This is a genomic window from Streptomyces sp. NPDC002690 (genome assembly GCF_053592415.1).
Genome location: NZ_JBSFVR010000675.1, coordinates 1 through 1,822, shown reverse-complemented (window position 1 = coordinate 1,822; position 1,822 = coordinate 1). Strand labels below are relative to the sequence as shown.

Sequence of the window (1,822 nt, the reverse complement as noted above, 5' to 3'; positions counted from 1 at the left end):
CATGCCGACGCAGGGCGCCCTGCCGCCGCTCCAACAGGTGCTCCGGCGGCTGGCGATGGCCCTGCTGGTCCTCGCGGTCACGGTGCGGGCGGCGGTCCGTACCGAGGAGGGCTCGGGTGACCAGCTCGTCCCAGTGCTCGTACCTCTGCCCGGGCAGCGGCGGGGAGTCGGCCGGGTGCCGGGCGTCGGCGGGGTCCGGAGCGGTGGCGCGGGGGCGGTCGTGATCCGGGCGACCGGGCTCGGGAGTCGGTGAGTTCGTGGCGGGCATGGGTTCACCTCCGGCAGGCGGGGACACGTACGGGTAAGGAGAGGGCGGGGGCGCGGGAGGGGGCGTGGTGACGGGCAGGGGGTGTGGTGACGGAGAGGGGCGTGGTGACGGAGAGGGGCGTGGTGACGGGCAGGGGGGTGTGGTGACGGAGAGGTCCTGGGTGGGCCTTCCGGTCGGCGCGCCCGATGATCAGGTCAGGATCACGGTCTCGACCGGACCGACGCCGTCTCCGCGCCCGGAGCCGTCGCTTTCGCCGGTGGGCCAAGCCGTCAGAGGGGCGAAGCCGCGCGGGCCCAGTTCGCCGAAGACCGTGACCGGGCCGCCGCCCGACAGTGCGGCCAGCCGCCAGAGGCCCGGCCGGGAACGAGGGTCCCCCGCTATCGGCAGGGCGGTCCCGGTCCCCTCGTCGGCCAGCTGCCAGCGGCCTGCGGAGGGGACGGGTATCACCGCGTCCAGCACCACCGGATGCCTCTGCGCCCAGGGGTCCTCGCCCAGCGCACGGCCGTACCCGGCGAGGGCCTCGGCCGGGGAGACGCCCGCTGGGGGTGCGGGGGCGGGCTCCGGGGTGCCGGACACCGGCCCCAGCTCGGCCCGGTGCCCCGAGCCCGGATGGGGCGTCAACTCCGCCTCCAGGACCGCGCCCACCGGAAGGGAGCACTCCGGGGCGCGGCCCCCCGCGCCGTAGGAGAGCAGCACCACCATGCGGCCCGACTCGGCTCCGCGCAGCCAGATACGGCGGGTGACGAGCTTGCCGTCCACGAGGTCGTACTGGGCGAGCACCTGCCAGCGGTCGCGCACCGGCGGGCCGGTCGCCGCGGACGGCAGCCCCACCCGGGTGCGGACCGTCGCCGACAGGGGCGGGGGCAGCCGATCACGGTGCAGCCAGGCCGTGTTGAGGAGATGCAGCAGCCCGCACTCCTCCAGCATCCGGGCCGGCCACCCCGGACCGGAGGAGGCCAGTGCACCCAACTCCCGGACCCTCGCCGCGAGTCCGGGAGCCTGGGCGTCGACCATCCGGGCGGCGGTCTCCTCCCAGCGGTCGCCACCGGACTGGTCGGACACCGCGAGTCCGGAGCTCAGGAGATCGGCGAGGCGATCCTCCAACTCCCGTGCCCCGTCGGTGATCCGGTCGGCCCTCCGCGCGGCACGCTTGCGCGCCGCCTCGGCGTCGGCCGGTGCGGCGGGCGCGCGCCCCACCGGATCGGTGGTCCGCGCGGACTCTCCCTCATGAGACAGCAGCATGGCGACGACGTTAGGGCCCCCCACTGACAATCGCGCTGACCTGCGGTGACGGTGAGTGAGGAACCGATTGTCAGTGGCGTGGTGCACGGTGGTGACACATCGGACCGAGCGATGAGCGATCTGGAGGGGGACCATGACCGTGTACGAACGAGCCGGGCAGGACGCGGCCACCGCGCACACGCCGGACAGCGGCACGCCGGACAGTGGCGCTCAGGCGGGGGCGCTGCCCGACGGGGCGCTGCCGGGGGGAACGCTGCCCGGGGGAACGCCGCCGGGCGGGGCACTGCCCGACGCGGGCGCGCGGGCGCTCCG

Annotated in this window: 1 protein-coding gene and 1 pseudogene; both read right to left on the bottom strand. The window is 75.8% G+C overall.

Annotated features, from left to right (window positions below; translation table 11 throughout):
• Nucleotides 1-268 (bottom strand): annotated as a pseudogene (locus ACWD3D_RS36585) (hypothetical protein); the annotation flags it as partial.
• A 189-nt stretch (nt 269-457) separates the two neighbouring features.
• Nucleotides 458-1,510: an SWIM zinc finger family protein gene (locus tag ACWD3D_RS36580; RefSeq protein ID WP_451464959.1), complete on the bottom strand. Its 1,053-nt coding sequence runs from the start codon at nt 1,508-1,510 to the stop codon at nt 458-460.
• Between the last annotated feature and the right edge of the window lie 312 nt (nt 1,511-1,822).